Genomic DNA, 21569 nt, shown 5'->3' on the forward strand with positions numbered 1-21569 from the left:
GCGGCCGGGTGGCGGGTGTCCCGGACCCTCCGGCTAGATCGGGGGGAGGGCCGGTGCGAGGCGCCGGGCCTCGGCGACCAGGTCGAGGAGGTCTCCGACCAGGGCGGGCGGCGCGGCGACGAAACTGCGGTCCTCGGGCGGCCCCTCGGCCGACGCCTCGAAGAGCCCGCCGTCGAACCCGCGGATCTCCACCCCCGCCTCCTGCGCGATCAGCGCCCCGGCGGGCAGGTCGAGCCCCTCGGCGTGGTAGCCGATCATGCCGTCGATGTCGCCGCGGGCGAGCATCGCCCAGCACAGCAGCGGCGCCCACAGCTGGAGCACCCGCCGGGCGCGGACCTCCATCGTCATCCTCAGCGACCGCGCCGCCGGGTCGCGCCGGGAGACCCCGTGGCCCTGCGTCCAGCCCAGCACCGGGCCGTGCGGGAGGTCCCGCCGCGGCGGCCCGGTCAGCGGCCCGGCGGGCCCGAGCGCCCCGGCGTCGCGTACGGCCGACCAGGTGTGGCCGGACACCGGTTCGTGCACGACGCCCACCACCGGGCGGGAGCCCGCGCACAGCGCCAGGCCCACGACGTACGCCGGGAGGCCGATCGCCACGTTGTTGGTGCCGTCGAGGGGATCGACCAGCCAGGTCCACCCGTCGCCTTCCGGTCCGTCCCCGTGCGGGCCGGCAGCGTAACCGGCTGCGGAACCGGCAGGGGAACCGGCAGGGGAACCGGCAGGGGAACCGGCGTGGACGCCCGACTCCTCGGCCACGATCCGGTGGGCCGGGAACTCCGCCCGGAGCCGTTCGATGATCAGTTTCTCGGCGGCCAGGTCGAGGTCGGTCACGACGTCGCCCGACGCGCCCTTCGGCCGGGCGGCGGCCGCGCCCGGCACGCTCTCCCGCAGCGCCGACCCGGCGGCCAGGGCGGCCTCCACGGCTATCCGCCTTGCGTGTTCGAGGTCCACAGGCTTCTCCTGGCCAGCTCGGCGGCACGTGCGGTGTCGGCGGCGTCGAGGCGTTCCCGCCTGACGTGGTGGAGGGGCGTGGCGAGCGGCCCGAGCGACAGGTCTCCCCGTTCCGGCCGGACGCGGCCGAGGGCCACCGTGGCGGCCTCGCCGTCGCCGGGGATGACGCTGCTGTGGAAGGCGCCCGCGACGAGGGTGTAGGTGTCTCCCGCGCCGAAGACCTCGGCACGCCCCGGGGCGTACCGGACCGTCCTGCCGGTGGGCCGGAGAACGTCGCCATCGGGGGCGCTGACCACCTCGAACACGCGGTGGGTGGGGGACTCGGCCGTGTCGGTCAGCGCGGCCTGCACGTTGCACACCCGGCCGTACAGGACGTGGCTGATCAGGTCCCAGCTGTGGCAGTGGATCTGTGAGGTGGTGCTGCGCGCGGGCCGCGCGGCGGAGGTCCAGATGTGCACGCACACCCCGAGGCCGCCGTCGCGTTCCAAGGGCAGGCAGAGGAACCCGAGCGGGTGCCGCACACCCAGGATCGGGGTGCCGCCCGCCGCGATCTCGCTGAGCACGCCGAGCGCCCACTCGCGGGCGTTCCCGCCCGTCAGCACGCCGAGCACCTCCCGGTATCTCATGGCCGGTATCTCATGGCCGGCGTCTCGGTGGCCGGCGTGTCGAAGGCCGGCGTCTCATGGCGCGTACGGGTCCTTGGCGCGCAGGGCCTTGCGGGTGACCTCGACCACGTCCCGGTCGGTGAACGACTTGGGCAGCGGAAGCTCGACGCCGTCGAACAGCCTGCGGACCTCCTCGACGGTCGGCTCGTCGCTCAGCTGCACCGACCGGTAGCGGTCGATCGGCAGGCGGCGGGCCTGCTCGAAACTGGTGCGCAGCTCGGCGCCGCAACTGCCGTAGAAGAACGAGCCGCTGTAGGCGATGATCGCCCGGTTGGGGTCCTCGGAGGTCATGATGAGGGAGCGGTCCGACATGTCCCAGCGGAAGGTCGTCATGACCGGGGACAGGCCGACCGCGATGTCGAGCAGGCCGTACCGCTGGCGGTACCAGAACGCGGCCAGGACGCTCGCGTACGACTCCTTCCTGGCGCGTTCGGTCGTCCACATCTCGCCGGTGCCGTCCGGCCGGTCCGACAACGACCTGCGGTAGTGCGCGTAGCTCTCGCACACCGCCTCGTCGGTCGGGTCGATGATCTCCATCCGGATCGTGAGGTGCCGCCGGTCGCGCCGCGCGGCGGCCACGCACTCGGGGAGCGTGACGGCGCGCATGTAGGTGCCGGTGCCGCCCTTGAACGTCCAGTGGTCGGTGCCCCGCCGCGCGTCCGCGTGGGCCTGGGCGATCTCGTGCCGGCTGCCGAGGATGCGGATGACCGCCATGTCCTCCAGCGCCCTGCGGGTGCCCGCGACCAGCTCCTCCAGCTGGTCGAGGCGGCCCAGGCGCTCGGGCAGCCGCGCGAGGACGCCGGAGGTGGCGTGCATGGCCTCCTCCACCGGCTCCTGCCGGGCGCGGTCGCGCAGCAGCGCGGTCGCCACCAGGGCGAGGACGACCAGCGTGGTGCCGCTGACGAGCTGCGACTTGACCTTGTCGGAGAGCACGTCGTCGGGCAGCACGCCCAGCACGCCCACCACCACGGCCAGCACCAGGGCGATGGCGCCGTCGACGTTCTTGCCCGCCCACGCGGCGGCCTGGCCGACGGCAGCTCGCAGTCCCGCCATAGGTCAGCCCCGCCATCCCGTGATTCCCGGCATCTCGTGATCCCCGGCCCCGGCTGGCATCGTAACGAGAGCGTCATGCCCCGGCAAAGGTACGGCGGGGTGACGTGCGGCTGCCCCCGCCCGGGGCCGTGAGCGGGGCCCCGGTGTGCGGAGGGGACCGGAAATGTCGGTGGCCGCGCGTAGGTTATGGAGGTGTGAACGGCGGAGGGCGGGGCGTGTCCCCGGTTCCCGCCGGTGGGCGGGGCGAGCGAGGAGCTGAGCGGCGATGACATCCATGACGGACCTGAAGCGCAGGGTCGCGCCCTTCCAGGTCGTCACCGACATGACGCCGTCCGGCGACCAGCCCACGGCGATCGCGGAGCTGGAGCGCCGGGTCAACGCCGGGGAGAAGGACACGGTCCTGCTCGGCGCGACCGGCACCGGCAAGACGGCCACGGTCGCGTGGCTCATCGAGCGGGTCCAGCGGCCGACGCTGGTCATGCAGCCGAACAAGACGCTCGCCGCCCAGTTCGCCAACGAGCTGCGCGAGATGCTGCCCAACAACGCGGTCGAATACTTCGTGTCCTACTACGACTACTACCAGCCCGAGGCGTACGTCCCGCAGAGCGACACCTACATCGAGAAGGACTCCTCGATCAACGAGGAGGTCGAGCGGCTGCGCCACTCGGCCACTTGGTCGCTGGTGTCCCGGCGCGACGTCGTGGTGGTCGCCTCGGTCTCCTGCATCTACGGCCTGGGCACCCCGCAGGAGTACGTCGACCGCATGGTCAAGCTCAAGGTCGGCCAGCAGATGGACCGCGACCAGCTGCTGCGCAAGCTCGTCGACATGCAGTACGCCCGCAACGACCTCGCCTTCACCCGGGGGACGTTCCGGGTGCGCGGCGACACGGTCGAGGTCATCCCGGTCTACCAGGAGCTGGCCGTCCGCATCGAGATGTTCGGCGACGAGATCGAGAAGCTGGCGACGCTCCACCCGCTGACGGGCGAGGTCGTCGCCGAGGACGACGAGCTGCACATCTTCCCCGCGTCGCACTACGTCGCCGGTCCCGAGCGGATGGAGCGGGCCATCGGCGGCATCGAGGCCGAGCTCGCCGAGCGGCTGGCCGACCTCGAACGGCAGGGCAAGCTGCTGGAGGCCCAGCGGCTGCGCATGCGCACCACCTACGACATCGAGATGATGCGCCAGGTCGGCACCTGCGCCGGCATCGAGAACTACTCCCGCCACATCGACGGGCGGGGGCCCGGGACGGCGCCGCACACGCTGCTCGACTTCTTCCCCGACGACTTCATGCTCGTGCTGGACGAGTCGCACCAGACCGTCCCGCAGATCGGGGCCATGTACGAGGGAGACGCCTCGCGCAAGCGGACCCTCGTCGACCACGGGTTCCGCCTGCCGTCGGCCATGGACAACCGCCCGCTGAAGTGGGAGGAGTTCCTGGAGCGCATCGGCCAGACCGTCTACCTGTCCGCCACCCCCGGGCCGTACGAGCTGGGCCGCAGCAAGGGTGACGTGGTCGAGCAGGTCATCCGCCCCACCGGCCTGGTGGATCCCGAAGTGGTCATTAAGCCGACCAAGGGCCAGATCGACGACCTCATGGAGGAGATCCGGGCCCGGGCCGAGCGGGACGAGCGCGTCCTGGTCACCACCCTCACCAAGAAGATGGCCGAGGACCTGACCGACTACCTGCTCGAGAACGGCATCCGGGTCCGCTACCTGCACAGCGAGGTCGACACGCTGCGCCGCATCGAGCTGCTGCGCGAGCTGCGGATGGGCGAGTTCGACGTGCTCGTCGGCATCAACCTGCTGCGTGAGGGCCTCGACCTGCCCGAGGTGTCGCTGGTGTCGATCCTCGACGCCGACAAGGAGGGCTTCCTGCGCTCGGAGACCTCGCTGATCCAGACCATCGGCCGCGCGGCGCGAAACGTCTCCGGCCAGGTCCACATGTACGCCGACAAGATCACCCCGAGCATGGAGCGGGCGATCGAGGAGACCAACCGGCGCCGGGCCAAGCAGGTCGCCTACAACGAGGCCAACGGCATCGACCCGCAGCCGCTGCGCAAGAAGATCGCCGACATTCTCGACAGCCTGGTCCGCGAGGACGCCGACACCGCCCAGCTTCTCGGCGGTGCCGGCCGTCAGCAGTCGCGGGGCAAGGCGCCGGTGCCGGGGGTCGCGTCCCGCGGCGCGGGCCAGCACGCGAAGGCGATCGCGGGCGAGATGCCCCGCGCTCAGCTGGAGTCCCTGATCGAGTCGCTCACCGAGCAGATGCACACCGCCGCCGCCGACCTGCAGTTCGAGGTGGCCGCCCGGCTGCGTGACGAGATCAAGGAACTCAAGCGTGAGGTCCGCGACATGCGCGAGGCCGGCGTCAAGTAACCCCGCCCGGCCCTCACGGCACGGACCGGCGTGACGTGACGCCGGTCCGAGCCGGGGCCAGCCGTTCGGGCGGCGCGGGGGCCGTGTGCGGCCCTGGGACGCGGCCCGGTGCGCGACGCCGCCGATGGTGGCCGATGTGGCCTGCCGGATGTCCCGGTCTCAGCTGTAGGCGGCCTGCCGCAACGTGTTGTCCAGTGAGACGCGGGCGGCGTCCGTCAGGTTGCGGTCGTAGGTCACCACCACCGATATGCCGTTGTCCCACATGGCGAAGAAGGCGCTGAAGGCGTTCGGCCGGGTCGCCCTGGACTGCCAGTTCCCGTGGTGGAACACGTTGCGCCCGTGCGCCGTGGGCACCACGTACACGCCCAGGGACGCGGCCGGCTTGCCGCTGACGGCGGAGGCGTCGATGAAGCGGTGCGCCGCGGGGCTGAGCAGCCGGGCGCGCGGGTCGAAGGCGCGGGCGAACATCGCGTAGTCGACCGCCGAGATCTCCCAGCCGCCGAACGCCTTCATGGCGCGGGTGCCCGGGCCGATCCTGCCCGCCGCGCCGCGCGGCGCCAGCGCCATCCGGCGGCAGTAACTCTCGTACGGCTCCCCGGTGACGCTCTGGATCACGAGGCCGAGGATCGCGTAGTTGATGTTGTTGTAGACCTCGTCGTGCTTGGCGCTGATCGGCCGCGCCAGCGCGCGGCGCACGAGGGGCACGTCGGAGGAGGAGGCGTTCCTGACGCCGACCAGTCCGTTCTGCGTGGGGTCGTAGGTGATCCCGCTGGTGTGCCGGAGAAGCTGCTCGATGGTGATGCTGCGAGCCCTCCGGCTCGCCCGGTATCCCAGGCGCAGCCGGAAACCCGGCGGCATCGCCGCGAGCCGCGTGTCGAACCGGAGCCGCCCGTTCTCGACGAGCGACATGAGGCATACGGCGGTGATCGCCTTCGACAGCGAGGCCACGTTGACGGGTGACTCCGCCGATATCTCGTTGTAGCCGTAGGAGCCGACGAGGGCGTTGTCGCGCATCACGGCGAGCCCGGCGTTGCTGACGCCGTTGGCGGTCATCCACTGGTGCAGCGCGGCGTCGATGCGGTCCTGGACGCCCGCCCGGGCGGCGGCCCGAGTGCCGGCCTGGACGTTGACGTGGGCGTCGGCGGGGAGCGGCGTGGAGGCCAGCACCGCCACCACCGTCAGGATCGGCGCCACGGCGCGCCTCAGCGAAGTGATCACGGAGAACCTCCGGGGTTGTCGAGACGAGGACTCAGGAGTGAGGAGACGGGTCACGGCCGGGACGAGGAAGCCGGGGCCGGCCCTCGGTGGACGCCCGCTGGGGGAGGGAAGGACGTCGATGCGGGCGTGTTGTCACGTTCCATCGATCGCGGTCATCCGGAAATCACCGAAATAGTGATGTTTTTCTGGCCATCCGTCGGCAAGTCAGGCGGATGCGGGGCCGCCGAAGCCTGGACAGGAACGCACCGCCGGGGACATGGAGCCGGGGTCGTCCGTTGAGGGGGAGGCGGGGGTTTCCCGCCGCATCGAGGAGGTGGCTCATGTTCGCGGCGCTCACCGGGCTCGGGCTGTCGACCGCGGCCGGGCTCAACGCGTACATCCCGTTGCTGCTCGTCGGCGTGCTGGCGCGCGTGACCGACGCGGTACGGCTGCCGCACGAGTACGCCTGGCTGTCCGACACCTGGGTCCTCGCGATCATCGCGGTGCTGCTGGTCGCCGAGTTCGTCCTCGACAAGGTGCCGGTGGTCGACCACGTCAACGACCTGATCCAGACGGCGGTGCGGCCGGCGTCCGGTGGGGTGGTCTTCAGCGCCACGGCCGCCGCGGCCAAAGTCGACAACTCGGCCTGGATGGCCGATCACCCGGCGGTGGGCTGGATTCTGGGCATCGCGGTGGCCCTCGCCGTGCATCTGCTCAAGGCCGGGGCCCGGCCGGTGGTCAACGCCACGACGGCCGGAGTGGGCGCACCGGTGGTGAGCACGGTCGAGGACGTCGGCTCGATCGGGATGAGCCTGATCGCGATCTTTCTGCCGGTGCTCGTCGTGGTGGCGCTGGCCGTGCTGGCGTTCGTCGCCTGGCGGGTGCTGCGCCGCGTACGGCGCTTCAGAGAGGCGCGCCGCGCCCGCGCCGCGTCCCCACCCGTCTGACCCCCACGCCGCCCGCCCGACCCCCGTGCCGCCCCCAGGCCCGCCCCGACATCGCCAGGTCCGAGCCGGCGCCGGGCCGGGCGCGAACCGGCAGGAGGGCGGCTCAGCCCATGAACTGGCTCAGGTCCAGGTCGATGTCCACGTCGAACCCCGCGTAGGTGACGAGGCGCTTGCGGTGGATGCCCGTCGGCACGTACGCCTTGACGCTCGGCTCGAGCTCGAACGTGTACGCGACGGCGTGCTGGTCCTCCTGCTCTATCCGCCAGAGGTATCTGATCCCGGCGTTCGAGTACTTGATCGGCTTTGTCACCCTGTCCCTCTCCGCCGACTCAGGAGAGACCACCTCGACGACGAGATGAACGTCCTCAGGCTTGAAGGATGTCGTCTTGAGATCGGGAAGCGCGCTGCGTTTCACGATCATGAGGTCCGGTTCGGGTCGCTGACGTAGGCCCAAGGTGACGCTCATCTCGCGGACGACGCACAAGTCCTGCGGAGGGGTGAGCTCCCGCTCAAGCAGCCTCAGCGTGAACATGTGGAAAGCCGTCTGGGGGGACATCATGATGAGGGACCCATCGATCAGCTCGACGTGTGGGGGCGCGTCTGGGGGTAGACGGTCGAGCATGTCGGCGGTCCACCCGCCGGGCGGGCCGGGATAGAACCACTCAGGAAAAGCCGCGGTCATCCGAGGGCCTCCTCTCCCAGTGGCGATCACTCGACATCACCATCCTGCCACGAGTCGTAACCGTGAGCGACGGGTTCGAGAGATGGGGATCTCCGCTCAGCGCGTTCGCGGGCCAATGACACGGCGGCGTCCACCTCAAGAGAGGGGGGCGGGTCGGCCTGCGGAGTGGGGTGGGGAGAGCGGGGTGCGGGCGATCGCGGAGGGGCTGTGCCAGCCGACGCCGGGGGAGTGCCGGCGGACGACCTTGGCGGGCACGCCGGCGATCACCGAGTGGTCCGGGAACTCGCCGCGTACGACCGCGCCGCCCGCGACCACCGACTGGCGGCCGATCCGGGTCCCGGGCAGGATGATCGCCCCGGTGCCGATCCAGGAGCCCGAGCCGATCGAGACCGGCCTGTTGCGCGGCCACTGGCGGCCGATGGGCGTCTCGGGGTCGTCGTACACGTGGTTCTGGTCGGTGATGTAGACGTAAGGGCCCGTGAACACGTCGTCGCCGATGTCGATCGACTGGTGGCCGACGATGTGGCTGCCCCGGCCGATCGAGCAGCCCCCGCCGATCCGGACGATCGGGTCCGGGCCCAGGTCCACGCCGGGCCCCATGCCGGCCGAGATCGAGACGCGCTCCCCGACCAGCGTGTGCGGGCCGATCTCGATCCACTGCTCACCGAAGATCGCGCCCTGGGGGAACGAGATGCAGACTCCCTCGCCGAGGCTGCGGAACCGGTATCCGCCGGTGGCGGCGGGGGTCACGGCCGCCGCCTCCCGCACGTAGGCCCACCAGCGGTGGACCATGCGGCCGACGGTGCGCTTCACGAACGACATAACGCGACAAGTTACCGCTTGGTCGGCTTGTCCCGCTATTGCGGATTAGTGCACGTGACAAGCCCAATGTTGCCCAGCGTTTGATATTCTGAGAGCCCGTGGGCAGGCGGCGTCCATCCGGAGCGCCGGTTCTACGAACGACCACGGGAGTCTTCCTTGCGCAGCGCCGCACAAACCAAGCATCTGTTCGTCACCGGCGGCGTCGCCTCCAGTCTCGGCAAGGGGCTCACGGCCTCCAGCCTCGGGCGCCTCCTCAAGCTTCGCGGTCTCCGCGTCACGATGCAGAAGCTCGACCCCTACCTGAACGTCGATCCCGGCACGATGAACCCCTTCCAGCACGGCGAGGTGTTCGTGACCGACGACGGCGCCGAGACCGACCTCGACGTCGGCCACTACGAGCGGTTCCTCGACACCGAACTGCACGGCTCCGCGAACGTCACCACCGGCCAGGTCTACTCCAACGTCATCGCCAAGGAGCGGCGCGGGGAGTACCTGGGCGACACCGTCCAGGTGATCCCGCACATCACCAACGAGATCAAGGACCGCATCCGGGGCATGGCCGGGCCGGACGTGGACGTGGTCATCACCGAGGTGGGCGGCACCGTCGGCGACATCGAGTCGCTGCCGTTCCTGGAAGCCGTACGGCAGGTCCGCCACGAGGTGGGCCGCGACAACGTCTTCTTCCTGCACGTCTCGCTGCTGCCGTACATCGGCCCGAGCGGGGAGCTGAAGACCAAGCCGACCCAGCACTCGGTCGCCGCGCTGCGCAGCATCGGCATCCAGCCCGACGCGATCGTCTGCCGGTCCGACCGCCCGATCACCTCCTCGCTCAAGCGCAAGATCAGCCTGATGTGCGACGTGGACGAGGACGCGGTGGTCTCCGCCGTCGACGCCGCGTCGATCTACGACATCCCGAAGGTGCTGCACACCGAGGGGCTCGACGCGTACGTCGTGCGCCGGCTCGGCCTGCCGTTCCGCGACGTGAACTGGACCGAGTGGGACCAGCTCCTGCGCCGGGTCCACCGGCCCGCCAAGGAGGTCACGATCGCGCTGGTCGGCAAGTACATCGACCTGCCCGACGCGTACCTGTCGGTGACCGAGGCGCTGCGCGCGGGCGGCTTCGCCAACGACGCCCGGGTGAACATCCGCTGGGTCAAGAGCGACGACTGCGAGACCCCCGAGGGCGCGGCCCGCGAGCTGGACGGCGTGGACGGCGTGCTGGTCCCCGGTGGGTTCGGGGTGCGCGGCATCGAGGGCAAGGTCGGCGCCATCCGGCACGCCCGCGAACAGCGCGTCCCGCTGCTCGGCATCTGCCTCGGCATGCAGTGCATGGTCATCGACGCGGCCCGCCACCTGGCCGGGATCGAGGACGCCGACAGCACCGAGTTCGACGCCGAGACCGCGAACCCGGTCATCTCGACCATGGCGGACCAGAAGGACGTGGTCGCCGGCGAGCGCGACATGGGCGGCACGATGCGGCTCGGCCTCTACCCGGCCAAGCTCACAGACGGCTCCCTCGCCCGGCGCCTGTACGGCAAGGCGAAGGTCGAGGAGCGGCACCGGCACCGTTACGAGGTCAACAACTCCTACCGCGACCAGCTGGAGAAGGCCGGCATGGTGTTCTCCGGGCTGTCGCCGGACGGCCGGCTCGTGGAGTACGCCGAGCTGTCGACCGACCTGCACCCGTTCTTCATCGGCACGCAGGCGCACCCGGAGTTCCGCTCCCGGCCGACCCGGTCGCACCCCCTGTTCACGGGTCTGGTCCAGGCCGCCCTCGAGTACGCGGGCGAGCGCGAGAACGCGGCGAAGGCGGGACGGGCCAAGTGAGCGTGGAGGACACGGCGAACACGGCGAACACGGCGAATATGGAGGACGCGGAGAACGTGGACGCGGTGAAGGTGGAGGACGTCGAGGAGTCCTGGAACGTCGTCGCCACCACCCGGCACTTCGCCGGGCGGGTCATCTCGGTGCGCACCGACACCGTGGAGATGCCCGGCGGCGTCGTCGCCGACCGCGACTACGTCGTCCACCCCGGCTCGGTCGCGGTGGTCGCGCTCGACGACGAGGACCGGGTGCTGCTGATCCGTCAGTACCGTCACCCGATGCGGCGCCTGATGTGGGAGCTCCCGGCCGGTATCCGCGACGTGGCGGGGGAGCCGCTGGTGGAGTGCGCGGCCCGCGAGCTCGCCGAGGAGGCCGCCTACCGGGCGCGCACCTGGCACACGCTGGTCGACCTCGCCACGTCGCCCGGCATGTCGGACGAGCGCATCCGGATCTTCCTCGCCCGCGACGTGGAGCCGATCCCCGACGAGGAGAACACCTACGTGCGCGAGCACGAGGAGACCGACATGCCGGCGGTCTGGATTCCCCTGGTCACGGCGGTCGAGAAGGCGCTGAGCGGAATGATCCACAATTCTCCCGCCGTCGCCGGTATCCTCGCGGCGTACGCTGCTTCCGCCGACGGATTCAAGGGTCTTCGTCCCGCCGGCGCGCCGGAGGCATGATTCCGTAGGAGACGTCCTGAGCGAGCCCGAGGCGGTGCTGTCCAGTTACCTCGCCCATCTGGCGGTGGAACGGGGGCTGTCTGCCAACACGCTCGCGTCCTACCGGCGTGACCTGCGCCGATACGTCGAGTATCTCCGGGCGCGCGGGCTGGAGACGTTCGGGCAGGTCGCCGAGGCGGACGTGGTCGCCTTCCTCGCCGCGCTGCGGGAGGGTGACGACGACCACCCGGCCCTCGTCGCCAGTTCGGCCGCCCGCGCCGTGTCGGCCGTACGCGGCCTGCACCGCTTCGCGCTGCGGGAGGGTGTGGCCGGGCACGACCCGGCGCACGAGGTGCGCCCGCCGCGCCAGCTCCGCAGGCTGCCCAAGGCGATCACCGTGGCGGAGGTGGAGCGGCTCATCGCCGCGTGCGGGCCGGACGACGCCCCGCTCGCCCTGCGCAACCGGGCGCTGCTGGAGGTCCTGTACGGCACCGGCGCCCGGATCTCCGAGGCGGTGGGGCTGGCGGTGGACGACGTGCCCGCGGGTCATGCCGGGGACCGCCACCGCGGCGGGGATCACGACCAGGTGCGGCTGCGCGGCAAGGGCGGGCGGACCAGGATCGTGCCCCTCGGCCGCTTCGCCCGCCAGGCGCTCGACGCGTACCTGGTCAGGGCGCGGCCCGGGATCGCCGCGCACGGCCGGGGAACCTCCGCGCTGTTCCTCAACGCGCGGGGCGGCCGGCTGACCCGGCAGGGCGCGTGGGAGGTGCTGCAGGTGGCGGCGGAACGGGCCGGGCTGTCCGGTGTGTCGCCGCACATGTTGCGACATTCGTTCGCAACCCACCTCCTCGACGGCGGAGCCGACGTTAGGGTTGTCCAGGAACTGCTCGGCCACGCCTCGGTGACCACCACGCAGGTGTACACCCTGGTGACGGTCGACAAGCTCCGCGAGGTCTACGCGGCGGCGCATCCCCGCGCCCTGCATTGAGGCACGCATCCGCGGGCGCGTGGCGCGCCGCCTTGCCGCATACGTGCCGACCCTTTAGATTCGATCAGGTTCGAGGCCGTCAGGGGAGGACCAACAGGTGACTGCGACCACAGAGCCGACGTGGACCGCGAGGTCTCCCGGCGGTGCGATCGGGCCTACCGGCCGTCCCACCCCGGCGTTTCCCGATCCGACGCCGCCGGAGACGCACGGGCCCGCGCGCATCGTCGCGATGGTGAACCAGAAGGGCGGCGTCGGCAAGACGACGACCACCATCAACCTCGGCGCCGCGCTCGCCGAGGTGGGGCAGCGGGTGCTGCTGGTGGACTTCGACCCGCAGGGAGCGCTGTCGGTGGGGCTCGGCATCGACCCCCGGCCGCTCGAGGCGACGGTCTACGACCTCCTCATGGAGGAGCCCGACGTCACCGTCGAGGACGTCCTGCTCGACACCACCGTCGAGGGCATGCAGCTGCTGCCGAGCAACATCTTCCTGTCCGGCGCGGAGATCAGGCTCGTCAACGAGGTCGCGCGGGAGTACGCCCTGCAGCGGGTGCTGGAGCCCCTGCTGCCGTACTACGACATCTGCCTGATCGACTGCCAGCCGTCGCTCGGCCTGCTGACGGTCAACGCGCTGACCTGCGCGCACAGCGTGATGATCCCGCTGGAGTGCGAGTTCTTCGCGCTGCGCGGCGTGGCGCTGCTGATGGAGTCGATCGGCAAGGTCCAGGAGCGGCTCAACAAGAGCCTGGAGATCGACGGCCTGCTCGCGACCATGTACGACCCCCGGACGCTGCACGCTCGCGAGGTCCTTCAGACGATCATGCAGGGCTTCGGCGACAAGGTGTTCCACACCGTCATCAACCGTACGGTGCGCTTCCCGGACGCCACCCTCGCCGGAGAGCCCATCACCCAGTTCGACCCCGGCTCGATGGGCGCCACCGCCTACCGCGAGCTGGCCCGTGAGCTGCTGGCCCGGTGGCCCGCCCGCGTCTGACCCTGACGATGTAAGTGCCGGCGACGACGTAGGTGCCGGCGCTCGCGCCGGGGGAGGACAATGGCAGGCGTGACGACCGGCCAGGAGACGGACCAGGGGAGCGAGGAGAGCGCGCCGGGCGGCTTCCAGGTCCATCTGGACGTCTTCGAAGGCCCGTTCGACCTGCTGCTCGGGCTGATCTCCAAGCACAAGCTGGACATCACCGAGGTCTCCCTGCACAAGGTCACCGACGAGTTCATCGCGTACATCCGGTCGCGGGGTCCCGAGTGGGACCTCGACCAGACGAGCCACTTCCTGCTGGTCGCGGCCACCCTGCTCGACCTCAAGGCGGCCCGGCTGCTGCCCACCGGCGAGGTGGAGGACGAGGAGGACCTCGCCCTGCTGGAAGCCCGCGACCTGCTGTTCGCCCGGCTCCTGCAGTACCGGGCGTACAAGGAAGTCGCGAAGATCTTCTCGGGACGGATGGCCGAGGAGGCGCTGCGCTTCCCGCGCGAGGTGCCGATGGAGAAGCGCTTCGCCGACCTGCTGCCCGAACTCGTGCTCGGCATCGGGCCCGGGCAGCTCGCCAAGATCGCCGCCAGGGCGTTCACACCCAAGGCGCCGCCGTCGGTGTCGGTCGCGCACATCTATCAACCGCTCGCCAGCGTCCGGGAGCAAGCGGCTATCCTTGTGGAGCGGCTGAGGCGGGTGCAGACGGCGACCTTCCGGGCACTGACCGCCGACTGCTCGGGAACCTTCGAGGTCGTCGCCCGGTTCCTGGCCGTCCTTGAGCTGTTCAGGGAGGCCGCGGTCTCCTTCGAGCAGGTCGAACCGCTCGGCGATCTGTACGTCACCTGGACGGGAACCGCCGACGGCGACGTCACGGTCGGGGACGACTACGACGAAGGCCGGCGCGAGGAGCAACCGGCGGAGCCGTCCGGCGCACCGGAGGAATGACCCGCCCGCGCCGGGAGCGGGACGGCGGCAGGGCGGTGAGCCCGGCCACACGTTCCCGGAGCGACCCGGACGCGGCGACGAGGCGATGAGGCCGAGACGGCGCGGCGGAGGCGGGACCATGACGAGCGAGGAGCGATGACAGCGAGCGGCACCCCCCGTCCCACCGACGGCACGGATGGCACAGTCGGCACCGACGTCCCTGAGGTGACGCCCGGTCCCGCCGGTGACGCCGCAACTCCTGGCGAGACTGCGCCGTTCCTGCCGGACGACGCCGCGCCGGGCGGCGAGGAGACGCCTTCGGAGGGGACGGTGGAGGGGTCTTCGGGGGGTCCTTCACTCGCGCAGGCGCTTGAGGCGATCCTGATGGTGGTGGACGAACCGGTCGCGGAGATCACTCTCGCGCAGGTGCTCGAACGCCCGACGGCGGAGGTCGCCGCGGCGCTCCGCACGCTCTCGGCGGAATACACGGCGTCCGGGCGGGGTTTCGACCTTCGGGAGGTGGCCGGAGGCTGGCGCTTCTACACCAGGGCGGAGTGTGCCGCGCTGGTGGAGAGGTTCGTCAGGGACGGCCAGCAGGCGCGGCTCACGCAGGCCGCGCTGGAGACCCTCGCCGTGGTCGCCTACCGGCAGCCGGTCAGCCGGGCCCGGGTGGCGGCGGTGCGCGGCGTGAGCAGCGACGGCGTCATGCGGACGCTGGTCGCACGAGGCCTCGTGGAAGAGGCCGGAACCGACCCGGAGAGCCAGGCGGTCCTCTACCGGACGACGAGTTACTTCCTGGAGAGACTGGGGCTGCGAAGCCTTGACGAGCTTCCCGAGCTCGCCCCGTTCCTCCCGGACGACGTGGAAATTCTTGAGGAGCAGAAGTAGTGAACAACAGGCGTGGCACCCCGTCCGGTGAGGGACGCGGTCGGAGCCGGAGCACCGGTCAGCAGGGCGCGAGCGCGCGCGGATCCCGTGGCGGGTCCGGCGGCGGCTTCCGGCCCCAGGGCGACCGGCGCGGCGGTTCCCGCGTCCCTGGTTCCCGGTCCGGGTACGGTTCCGACTCCAGGTCCGATTCCCGGCCCGATTTCAGGCCGGACTCCCGATACGACTCCCGATACGACTCCAGGCCCGACTTCAGGCGGTCCCGCGACGAGGACGCCCCGCGCGGCGACCGGTACGGCGACCGCCCCGCCAGGGACGCCCGTGCCGGAGACTCCCGTGGTGGGGACTCCCGTGGCGGCGACCGCCGCGACGCCCGCCCCGGCGGACGGCGTTTCGGCGACGACAACCGCACGTCGTTCCGCGCCGAGCGCGGCGGCTCGCGCGGCGCGTACGGCAGGCCCGAGGGTGGCCGCTCCGGCGACCGCGACGGCGGCCGCGGCTCCGGCCACGACCGTGACTTCGGCCGCGACCGTGGGCCCGGCCGTGAAGGTGGTTCCGACCGTGACCGTGGTGGTTTCGGGCGGGACCGCGACGGCGGGCGCGGCTTCGACCGCTCAGGTGGCTTCGACCGTGAACGCGGCTTCAACCGTGACCGCGACGGCGGCCGTGGTTTCGGCCGCGACTCCAGTCGTGAGTCCGGCCGGGACTTCGGCCGGGACTCTGGCCGTGACGCCGGCCGGGATCGCGGTGGCCGCGAGTTTCCGTCCGCGGGCCGCTCCACGTTCCGTACGGAGGGCGCCGGGACGCGCGGCCGGTACGGTAAGCCGGAAGGCGGCCGGGACGGTCTGCGTGACCGTGGGACCGACCGCGGCTCCGACCGCCCCTTCCGGAGCGGTGAGGAGCGCGGCGACGGCTATGCCGCCCGGAGCGCCGGCGGCGCCGCCAGGGGCTCCTGGCGCGACGATCGCGAAGCCCGCGGCGACCGTGACTTCGGCACCGGCCGCAGCAGCACCGACCGGGACCACCGTGCCGACCGGGACAGCCGCGCCGATCGGGGCGACCGCACTGAGCGGGGCGACCGCACTGAGCGGGGCGACCGCACTGAGCGGGGCGACCGGAACGAGCGGGGCGGCTTCCGGGCGGCCCGTGGCGGGACCCGGCGTGACGAGGTGCAGACGATCGGCCGTACCGCTGGCGCGACGCGGGGCCGCTTCGGCGGCGCCGACGGGGGCGCACGACGCCCGGCGCGCGGCGCGGGCCGTTCCTTCGGCGCCGGCTCCGCAGGGGGCCGGGGCTCGGGAGGTCCGGGCTCGGGCGGCCAGGGCGCCGGGGGCCGGGGAGCGGGGAGCAAGGCGGCGCAGAGCAACCCGTTCAAGACGTCCCGGCAGCCGCTGCGCGACCCCGACTTCTACGACGAGAACTACACCGACGAGCGCGACACCACGGAGGTGCCGGGCGGCGACCGGCTCCAGAAGGTGCTCGCCCAGGCCGGGGTGGCCAGCAGGCGGGCCTGCGAGGAGCTGATCGGCGACGGCCGGGTGACGGTGGACGGCCAGACCGTGCGCCGCTTCGGCGCCCGCGTCGATCCCAACAAGCAGGTCATCCACGTGGACGGCAAGCGGATCCCGACCTCCGCCGAGACCGTCTACTACGCGCTCAACAAGCCGATCGGCGTGGTGAGCACGATGGACGACCCCGAGGGCCGGCCGTGCCTGCACGACTACGTGCAGGACCTCGCGCCCCGGCTGTTCCACGTCGGGCGCCTCGACACCGAGACCGAGGGCCTGCTGCTGTTCACCAACGACGGCGAGCTGGCCCACCGGCTGACCCACCCGAGCTTCGGCGTGCAGAAGAAATACTGGGCCAAGGTGCCCGGTCCCGTCCCGCGCGACCTGCACAAGGTGCTGCGCAAGGGCGTGGAGCTGGAGGACGGCCTGGCCAAGGTCGACGAGTTCCGGATCGTGCAGGAGCACGGCCAGCAGGCGCTGGTCGAGATCGTCCTGCACGAGGGACGCAAGCACATCGTCCGGCGGCTGCTGGAGACCGTCGGGCACCGGGTGATCGACCTGGCCCGCATCGAGTTCGGCCCGGTCAAGCTCGGCCGGCTGAAGCCGGGCACGATCCGCACGCTCACCGTTCAGGAGATCGGCGAGCTGTACGCGGCGGTCGGCCTGTAGCCTGGCGGCCGAACTACGGGCATACACCCGCAAGACGGGCAGAATAAGCCGAACAGGCGGTAGATGGGCCGCGCTCGCCCTCGACGGCGGGCCGGCCCATCTCAGCGAGAGGGGAACGACATGGTGCGGGCGGTTCGCGGAGCCATCCAGGTCGAGGGCAACGATCGAGACGCGATCCTCGCCGGGACGACGGAGCTGGTGAGCGAGGTGATGGGCCGCAACAACCTCACCACCGACGACGTCATCAGCGTGATCTTCACGTGCACGCCCGACCTCACCGCGGAGTTCCCCGCCCTCGCCGCGCGCAAGCTCGGGTTCCACGACGTTCCCCTGCTGTGCGCGACCGAGATCGACGTGCCGGGCGCGCTCCCGCGCGTGGTGCGGCTCATGGCCCACGTGCAGACCGACCGGCCGCGGCAGGAGATCCAGCACGTGTACCTGCGCGGCGCCGTGGCGCTTCGCGTGGACATCGCCCAGTAGGAAGACGGCCCGGGCCGGAGATCCGGTAGAACGGGCTTCCCACATCCACAGGCATCCGCCCGCGGGACGCGTCCCCGGGACGGTGACGGCAGGAAGAACACGATGACTCCCATCGAGGGCGCCGGGATCGGCAGCGTGGTCGTTGTCGGGACGGGCCTCATCGGCACGTCCATCGCACTGGCGCTGCGGCAGCGGGACCTGCGGGTCTTCCTCGCCGACCGGGACGCGGGAGCCGTGCGGCTGGCGCGTGAGCTGGGCGCGGGGGAGGACTGGACGGGCACGCCGCAGGTGGATCTCGCGGTCCTCGCGGTGCCGCCCCAGTTCGTCGCCCAGCAACTGCTCGACCTGCAGAAGCAGGGCAGTGCCCGCTTCTACACGGACGTGGCCAGCGTTAAGGCCCTTCCGCTGGCCCAGGCGGCCCAGCTCGGCTGCGACCTGACGACGTACGTCGCGGGGCATCCGCTGGCGGGCCGCGAGCGGTCCGGTCCCGCGGCTGCGCGGGCCGACCTGTTCCTCGGCCGTCCGTGGGCGTACTGCCCGACGGAGGACGCCGCCCCCGAGGCGGTGGCCGCGGTGCGGGAGCTGATCGACCTGTGCGGCGGCAACGCCGTGCGGGTGGACGCCGGCGAGCACGACCGGGCCGTGGCGGTCGTCTCGCACGCGCCCCACGTGACCGCCGCCGCCGTGGCCGCCCGGCTGGCCGAGGCGCCGGAGACGGCGCTCGGGCTGTCCGGCCAGGGCGTGCGCGACGTCACGCGGATCGCCGCCAGCGATCCGGCGCTGTGGATGGGCATCCTCTCGGGCAACGCGCTGCCGGTGGCCGAGGTGCTGGAGGCGGTGGCGGCCGACCTCGGCGCCGCCGCCAGATCGCTGCGCGCGCTGGCGGGAGACGGCACGGCCATGGACCAGATCGCCGACCTGCTGGCGCGCGGGGTGCGCGGCACCGGCAGGATCCCCGGCAAGCACGGCGGCCCGGCGCGCACGTACGCGGTGGTGCAGGTGCTCATCGGCGACCGTCCGGGCGAGCTGGCCCGCCTGGTGCAGGCGGCGGGCGAGACGGGCGTCAACATCGAGGACATCCGGCTGGAGCACGCCCCCGGCCTGCCGCTCGGCGCCGCGGAGCTGTACGTCCAGCCGGAGGCGGCGGCCCCGCTGTCCGAGGCCCTGCGCGAGCGCGGCTGGCAGGTCGCTAACTGACCTGGGCCCCTGTCGCGGCCGGTGACCTCCGGGTCTCCGGCAACGACGGCGGCGGGGCGGGGGCGACGTGGCGGCGCAGCACGGGTGCCGCCCAGGCGATCGCCCCGACGGCGGCCACGGTGAGCAGCCCGCCGGTGAAGATCACGACGCGCGGGCCGTACAGCGTGCCGGTCACGCCGTGGAGCAGGTTCGCGACCTGCGGCCCTCCGACCAGCACGACGGTGAGCGCGCCCTGGACGCGCCCGCGTACGGCGTCGGCGGTGTGCGTTTGGATGATTGTTGTGCGGAACGTGCTCAGCACGAAGTTCACCGCGCCGCCGAGCGCGAGCGCCGGCAGCGCGATCCACAGCCCGCCGGCCAGGCCGACGATCATGACCGTGACCCCCCACGCGGCGGCGGCGCCCGCCACGAGCGCGCCGTGGCGGTGTGCGCGGGTGAACGCGCCCGACAGCAGCCCGGCGGCGAAGACCCCGGCGGGATAGGCCGCGTAGAGCAGCCCCGTCTCCGGGCCGCCCCCGGCCGTGCCGCCGAAGACGTGGCGGGCCAGTTCGGGGAACAGCGCCGACGGCATGCCGAAGACCATGGCCGCGAGGTCCACGGCCAGCACGGAGGCCAGGAGCCGATTGCCCGCCAGGCAACGGAATCCGGCGAGTGCCCGGCCGACGGCCGGGGAGGCACGGTCGCCGTGCTCGTCGCCCGTCCGGTCCGCGGCGGCCAGCAGCGGGGGCAGCGGGGGCAGCAGGGCGACGGCCCACACCACGGCGAGCAGCGCGACGGCGTCGAAGAGATACAGCGTGCCGAGGCCGAGGACGGGGATCAGCACCCCCGCGAGCATCGGCCCCAGGATCGACCCGCCGTACCGGACCAGCGAGTTGAGGCTGTTGGCCGCGGGCAGCAGTTCGGGCGGGACGAGGCGGGGCACGGTGGCCCCGGCCGTTGTCATGACCGTCCCGTACGCCAGCCCCTGGAAGGCCACCGCGACCAGCAGGGCGGGAAGGGAGCGGCCGCCCAGGACCGTCAGGGCCCACAGCGCCGCGTACGTCAGCGCCAGGCCGAGGTCGGCGGCGAGCAACATCGTCCGGCGGTCCAGCACGTCGGCGAGGGCGCCGCTCCACACCGCCGCCGTGACCAGCGCGGCGAGCGACACCCCCGCGGCGGCTCCCACGGCCGCCGACGAGCCGGTCGTCGTGAACAGGTGCGTCGGCACCGCGACCACGCTGAACGACCCGCCCACGGCACAGATCACCGAGGCGGCCCACATCCGCCGGAACGCCGGGACGGCCAGCGGCCGCAGGTCGATCGTGAGGGCCCGCGCGGAGGTCGTCGCGGAAGGGCGGGACGGGCGCTCCGCCGTGGCGCTCATCGCGTGGTCCCGCCGTCGCCGGCGGCCTCGGGCGCGTCGGCAGCGGTGACGGCGGCGGTGACGACATCGGCCACCGCAGCGGTCACGTCTGCGACCACGCAGGCGACGTTGTCGGGGGCGCCCGCCGCGTACGCCAGGTCGATCAGCTCGTCGACCACCTCGCGCGGGCCGCCGGGACCGGCGAGCGTCTCCCGCAGCACGCGGTCCGGCACGACGGCCGGCAGCCCGTCCGAGCAGAGCAGATACCGGTCGCCGGGAACGGCCTCGTGCAGCGACAGGTCGGGGAGGGAGGCCCCCGCGCCGGTCAGCGCGCGCACCAGGAGCGGGCGCCGCGGGTCGGAGGCGGCCTCCTCGGGGGTGAGCCGCCCTTCGCCGACCAGTGACTGCACGTAGGTGTGGTCCTCGGTGAGCCGGAACAGCCCCCCGTCGCGGAACAGGTACGCCCGGCTGTCGCCGATGTGCGCCAGGGCGAACCGCGACCCAGCCCACACGAGCGCGGTCAGCGTGGTGACGGTCTCTCCCGACGGCGTCGAGGCGGCGATGTCCCGGATCGCCCGCTCGGCGTCGCGGACGGCGTCGGCGAGCGCACCGAGCAGGTCCTCGGGCAGGTTCTCGGGTGAGCCGTCCGGCACGCCACCGGGCGGGGCGTCGGGCAGGTCCTCGGGCGACGTCTTGGGCGCACCGTCCGGCACGTCACCGGGAGGGCCGGCGTCGCGGGCGGACCGGCTCCGCAGGCGCCTGACCGCCTCGACGGCCGCCGCGGCGGCGCGGTCGCCGCCCGGGCCGCGCATCCCGTCGGCCACCACCAGCAGGCGCTCTCCGGCGTACGCGACGTCCTCGTTGCTCGTCCGCACCGGTCCCGGTTCCGACCGGGCGGCGTAACGGATCTCCGGCATGGTCGTGCTCGCCTCCACGACGCCGTCCCTTCCCGACAGGTGGCCGACGAGGAGGGCGGCGAGCCGGCCGCGGGCCGCGGTATCGGCCGTGACCTGCCGCCAGTAGGCGGCCACCGCCTCGGCGGCGTCCGGCGCGGACAGGTCGCACACCTGCCGGACGCGCGCCAGCGGCATGCCGAGCCGCCGCAGCGAGGAGATCAGGCGGGCCTGCTCCAGCTGACCGGGGTGGTAGTAGCGGTATCCCGACTCGCCGTCCACCGCGGCCGGCCGCAGCAGCCCGAGCTCGTCGTACAGACGCAGCGCCTTGGGCGACAGCCGGGCGGCCCGCGCGAAGGCGCCGATGGTCAGCAGCTCTCGCACCACTCCTCCTCGTCCCGGCCGCCATGGCCGGTGCCGACGATGCTGGGGCTTCACCCAGGGGCAAGGTCAACACCCACCGGACCGGCGGAGCCCCTCGCCCGGCCGCCGATGCGAGGTTTCCGGCGGTATCCCGGTAGCCTCGG

The 21569-nt window shown here is 72.4% G+C and carries 19 protein-coding genes; 11 read left to right on the plus strand and 8 right to left on the minus strand.

The annotated features are described in order from the left end of the window. Window positions 1-33: 33 nt before the first annotated feature. From F5972_RS10310 to F5972_RS10320, 3 genes are read right to left on the minus strand one after another with little or no spacing between them, the layout of a single operon-like run. Window positions 34-948 carry an inositol monophosphatase family protein gene (locus F5972_RS10310; protein ID WP_150933176.1) on the minus strand — a complete coding sequence of 305 codons (915 nt, stop codon included), beginning with the start codon at window positions 946-948 and terminating at the stop codon, window positions 34-36. Beyond that, entirely contained in the window at window positions 921-1574 is a 654-nt protein-coding gene (locus tag F5972_RS10315; RefSeq protein WP_150933177.1) for a hypothetical protein, read from the minus strand. Before F5972_RS10315 ends, F5972_RS10310 begins: the two co-directional genes overlap by 28 nt. 54 nt (window positions 1575-1628) lie before the next feature. Beyond that, on the minus strand, window positions 1629-2666 hold the full coding sequence (locus tag F5972_RS10320; RefSeq protein WP_150933178.1) for a hypothetical protein: 1038 nt from the start codon (window positions 2664-2666) through the stop codon (window positions 1629-1631). A gap of 265 nt (window positions 2667-2931) precedes the next feature. Here F5972_RS10320 and uvrB point away from each other — a divergent pair, with 265 nt between their 5' ends. Then, window positions 2932-5043, plus strand: coding sequence for an excinuclease ABC subunit UvrB (gene uvrB / locus F5972_RS10325; protein WP_150933179.1), 2112 nt, complete (start codon window positions 2932-2934; stop codon window positions 5041-5043). A 159-nt stretch (window positions 5044-5202) separates the two neighbouring features. Here uvrB and F5972_RS10330 read toward each other — a convergent pair whose 3' ends face one another. Next, a complete protein-coding gene (locus F5972_RS10330; RefSeq protein ID WP_150933180.1) occupies window positions 5203-6261 on the minus strand; it encodes a serine hydrolase domain-containing protein in 1059 nt (352 codons plus the stop codon). Between the two features lie 320 nt (window positions 6262-6581). Between F5972_RS10330 and F5972_RS10335 the strand changes: the two genes are divergently transcribed. Further along, window positions 6582-7187 (plus strand): DUF4126 domain-containing protein, encoded by a 606-nt coding sequence (locus tag F5972_RS10335; protein WP_150933181.1) that lies wholly within the window; start codon window positions 6582-6584, stop codon window positions 7185-7187. 103 nt (window positions 7188-7290) lie between these two features. On the opposite strand, the gene F5972_RS10340 is transcribed toward F5972_RS10335, so the two are convergent. Further along, window positions 7291-7869 (minus strand): Uma2 family endonuclease, encoded by a 579-nt coding sequence (locus F5972_RS10340; protein WP_150933182.1) that lies wholly within the window; start codon window positions 7867-7869, stop codon window positions 7291-7293. A gap of 135 nt (window positions 7870-8004) precedes the next feature. Continuing rightward, entirely contained in the window at window positions 8005-8691 is a 687-nt protein-coding gene (locus F5972_RS10345; RefSeq protein WP_150933183.1) for an acyltransferase, read from the minus strand. Between the two features lie 156 nt (window positions 8692-8847). On the opposite strand from F5972_RS10345, the gene F5972_RS10350 reads away from it, so the two are divergent. From F5972_RS10350 to F5972_RS10390, 9 genes are all read left to right on the plus strand, one after another. Then, window positions 8848-10518, plus strand: coding sequence for a CTP synthase (locus tag F5972_RS10350; RefSeq protein ID WP_150933184.1), 1671 nt, complete (start codon window positions 8848-8850; stop codon window positions 10516-10518). 38 nt (window positions 10519-10556) lie between these two features. Continuing rightward, window positions 10557-11195 (plus strand): NUDIX domain-containing protein, encoded by a 639-nt coding sequence (locus F5972_RS10355; protein WP_150933391.1) that lies wholly within the window; start codon window positions 10557-10559, stop codon window positions 11193-11195. A 34-nt stretch (window positions 11196-11229) separates the two neighbouring features. After that, on the plus strand, window positions 11230-12162 hold the full coding sequence (locus tag F5972_RS10360; protein WP_263641811.1) for a site-specific tyrosine recombinase XerD: 933 nt from the start codon (window positions 11230-11232) through the stop codon (window positions 12160-12162). A 97-nt stretch (window positions 12163-12259) separates the two neighbouring features. Continuing rightward, entirely contained in the window at window positions 12260-13153 is an 894-nt protein-coding gene (locus F5972_RS10365) for a ParA family protein (protein ID WP_191910047.1), read from the plus strand. A 60-nt stretch (window positions 13154-13213) separates the two neighbouring features. Next, the gene (locus F5972_RS10370; RefSeq protein ID WP_150933187.1) at window positions 13214-14089 is read left to right on the plus strand and encodes a segregation and condensation protein A; all 876 of its coding nucleotides are present in this window, start codon (window positions 13214-13216) and stop codon (window positions 14087-14089) included. A gap of 135 nt (window positions 14090-14224) precedes the next feature. Continuing rightward, on the plus strand, window positions 14225-14956 hold the full coding sequence (scpB, locus tag F5972_RS10375) for an SMC-Scp complex subunit ScpB (RefSeq protein WP_150933188.1): 732 nt from the start codon (window positions 14225-14227) through the stop codon (window positions 14954-14956). Beyond that, on the plus strand, window positions 14956-17130 hold the full coding sequence (locus tag F5972_RS10380) for a pseudouridine synthase (RefSeq protein ID WP_150933189.1): 2175 nt from the start codon (window positions 14956-14958) through the stop codon (window positions 17128-17130). The genes scpB and F5972_RS10380 overlap by 1 nt, the downstream gene beginning before the upstream one ends. Window positions 17131-17250: 120 nt before the next feature. Further along, window positions 17251-17610, plus strand: a complete 360-nt coding sequence (gene aroH / locus F5972_RS10385; protein ID WP_150933190.1) for a chorismate mutase — start codon at window positions 17251-17253, stop codon at window positions 17608-17610. A 102-nt stretch (window positions 17611-17712) separates the two neighbouring features. Next, window positions 17713-18807, plus strand: a complete 1095-nt coding sequence (locus tag F5972_RS10390) for a prephenate dehydrogenase (protein ID WP_150933191.1) — start codon at window positions 17713-17715, stop codon at window positions 18805-18807. Here the strand turns inward: F5972_RS10390 and F5972_RS10395 are convergent. Together F5972_RS10395 and F5972_RS10400 are read right to left on the minus strand one after the other, a co-directional pair. Then, window positions 18800-20170 carry an MFS transporter gene (locus tag F5972_RS10395; protein ID WP_150933192.1) on the minus strand — a complete coding sequence of 457 codons (1371 nt, stop codon included), beginning with the start codon at window positions 20168-20170 and terminating at the stop codon, window positions 18800-18802. The genes F5972_RS10390 and F5972_RS10395 overlap by 8 nt on opposite strands. Next, window positions 20167-21426, minus strand: a complete 1260-nt coding sequence (locus F5972_RS10400) for a MerR family transcriptional regulator (RefSeq protein WP_225311321.1) — start codon at window positions 21424-21426, stop codon at window positions 20167-20169. Before F5972_RS10400 ends, F5972_RS10395 begins: the two co-directional genes overlap by 4 nt. Window positions 21427-21569 lie beyond the last annotated feature (143 nt).

Source organism: Microbispora cellulosiformans, assembly GCF_008728085.1.
GTDB lineage: Bacteria > Actinomycetota > Actinomycetes > Streptosporangiales > Streptosporangiaceae > Microbispora > Microbispora amethystogenes.

Bases quoted from the DNA above. Each gene is read 5' to 3' on its own strand.
- F5972_RS10315 (WP_150933177.1), bottom strand. From the start codon at position 1,574: ATGAGATACCGGGAGGTGCTCGGCGTGCTGACGGGCGGGAACGCCCGC.
- F5972_RS10320 (WP_150933178.1), bottom strand. From the start codon at position 2,666: ATGGCGGGACTGCGAGCTGCCGTCGGCCAGGCCGCCGCGTGGGCGGGC.
- uvrB (WP_150933179.1), top strand. From the start codon at position 2,932: ATGACATCCATGACGGACCTGAAGCGCAGGGTCGCGCCCTTCCAGGTC.
- F5972_RS10335 (WP_150933181.1), top strand. From the start codon at position 6,582: ATGTTCGCGGCGCTCACCGGGCTCGGGCTGTCGACCGCGGCCGGGCTC.
- F5972_RS10340 (WP_150933182.1), bottom strand. From the start codon at position 7,869: ATGACCGCGGCTTTTCCTGAGTGGTTCTATCCCGGCCCGCCCGGCGGG.
- F5972_RS10345 (WP_150933183.1), bottom strand. From the start codon at position 8,691: ATGTCGTTCGTGAAGCGCACCGTCGGCCGCATGGTCCACCGCTGGTGG.
- F5972_RS10355 (WP_150933391.1), top strand. From the start codon at position 10,557: ATGGAGGACGCGGAGAACGTGGACGCGGTGAAGGTGGAGGACGTCGAG.
- F5972_RS10370 (WP_150933187.1), top strand. From the start codon at position 13,214: ATGGCAGGCGTGACGACCGGCCAGGAGACGGACCAGGGGAGCGAGGAG.
- scpB (WP_150933188.1), top strand. From the start codon at position 14,225: ATGACAGCGAGCGGCACCCCCCGTCCCACCGACGGCACGGATGGCACA.
- aroH (WP_150933190.1), top strand. From the start codon at position 17,251: ATGGTGCGGGCGGTTCGCGGAGCCATCCAGGTCGAGGGCAACGATCGA.
- F5972_RS10390 (WP_150933191.1), top strand. From the start codon at position 17,713: ATGACTCCCATCGAGGGCGCCGGGATCGGCAGCGTGGTCGTTGTCGGG.
- F5972_RS10395 (WP_150933192.1), bottom strand. From the start codon at position 20,170: ATGAGCGCCACGGCGGAGCGCCCGTCCCGCCCTTCCGCGACGACCTCC.